1 protein-coding gene is annotated in these 2,019 nt (G+C 70.9%); it reads left to right on the top strand.

The features are described 5' to 3' along the window. On the top strand, positions 1-2,019 hold a 2,019-nt coding region (tkt, locus tag ACIPVK_RS21705), incomplete at both ends, for a transketolase (protein ID WP_407614056.1).

Raw genomic sequence — 2,019 nt, forward strand, 5'->3', positions numbered from 1 at the left:
GCGGTCGAGAAGGTAGGAAACGGACACCCCGGCACGGCGATCTCGCTGGCCCCGGCCGCGTACCTGATCTTCCAGCAGCACCTGCGCCACGACCCGTCCGACCCGGCCTGGATCGGCCGCGACCGCTTCGTCCTCTCCCCCGGGCACACCTCGCTGACCCTGTACCTGCAGCTCTTCCTCTCCGGCTACGGCCTGGAGATGGAAGACCTCGCGGCGCTGCGCACCTGGGGCGCCAAGACCCCCGGGCACCCGGAATTCGGCCACACCGCCGGCGTGGAAATCACCACCGGCCCGCTGGGCCAGGGCCTGGCCTCGGCCGTGGGCTTCGCCTACGCCCAGCGCCGCATGCGCGGCCTGCTGGACGCCGACGCGGCCGCCGGCACCTCCCCGTTCGACCACACCGTGTGGGTCATCGCCTCCGACGGCGACCTGCAGGAGGGCGTCACCTCCGAGGCCTCCTCGCTGGCCGGCCACCAGGAACTGGGCAACCTCGTCGTGGTCTACGACGAGAACCACATCTCCATCGAGGACGACACCGACGTGGCGTTCACCGAGAACGTCCTGGGCCGCTACGAGGCCTACGGCTGGCACACCCAGCGCGTGGACTGGACCAAGACCGGTAACTACGTCGAGGACCTGGCCGAGCTGGACGCCGCGCTACGCGCCGCCAAGGCCGAGACTTCCCGCCCCTCGATCATTTCCCTGCGCACCGTCATCGGCTGGCCCTCGCCGACCAAGGCGGACACCGGCGGAATCCACGGCTCCAAGCTCGGAGGCGCCGAGGTCGCGGGCCTGAAGACCGCGCTGGGCTTCGACCCCGAGGCCAACTTCGCGATCGCCGACGAGGTCCTGGCCCACGCCCGCTCCGTGCAGGAACGCGGCACCGCAGCCCGCGCCACCTGGCAGGAAGGCTTCGACGCCTGGTCGAACGCCAACCCGGAGAACGCCGCCCTGCTGGCCCGCCTGGAATCCGGTCAGCTTCCGGCCGGCTGGGACGAGAACCTGCCGGTCTTCGAACCCGGCAAGGACGTCGCCACCCGCTCGGCCTCCGGCAAGGTCATCAACGCCGTCGCCGGCGTGCTGCCCGAACTCTGGGGCGGATCGGCCGACCTGGCTGGCTCGAACAACACCACCATCGAGGGCGCACCGTCCTTCATCCCGGAATCGCGTTCCACCGACTCCTGGAAGGGCAACCCGTACGGACGGGTGCTGCACTTCGGCATCCGCGAGCACGCCGCCGCCTCCATCGTCAACGGCATCACCCTGGCCTCCCCGACGCGCGCCTACTCCGGCACCTTCCTGATCTTCTCCGACTACCAGCGCCCGGCCATCCGCCTCTCGGCACTGATGGGCGTGCCCTCGATCTACGTCTGGACGCACGACTCCATCGGCCTGGGCGAGGACGGCCCGACGCACCAGCCGGTCGAGCAGCTCGCTTCCCTGCGCGCCATCCCGAACCTGGACGTGGTCCGCCCGGCGGACGCCAACGAGGTCTCCTTCGCCTGGAAGAAGATCCTGGAAACCACCTCCAACCCCGCCGGCATCATCCTCTCCCGGCAGAACCTGCCGGTCTACGACCGCAGCCAGCCGGGCTTCGGCGCCGCCTCGGGCACCGAAAAGGGCGCCTACGTGCTCGCCGACGCCACCGCCAACGGCGAGGTCGTCGCCCCCGAGGTGCTGCTGCTGGGCACCGGCTCCGAGGTCTCCCTGGCCATCGAGGCCCGCGAGGCGCTGCAGGCCCAGGGCGTGCCCGCCCGCGTCGTCTCCATCCCGTGCCTGGAATGGTTCAACCAGCAGGATGCCGCCTACCGCGAATCCGTGCTGCCCGCGGCCGTGAAGGCACGCGTCTCCGTCGAGGCCGGCGTGGCCCAGGGCTGGCGCGAACTGGTGGGCGATGCCGGACGCATCATCTCCCTGGACCACTACGGCGCCTCGGCCGACTACAAGCGCCTGTTCACCGAGTTCGGGATCACCGCGGAGGCCATCACCGCCGCCGCCCTCGACTCCATCTCGGCCGCC

Origin of the sequence: Paeniglutamicibacter sp. MACA_103 (assembly GCF_045798555.1) — a bacterium.
Lineage (GTDB): Bacteria > Actinomycetota > Actinomycetes > Actinomycetales > Micrococcaceae > Paeniglutamicibacter.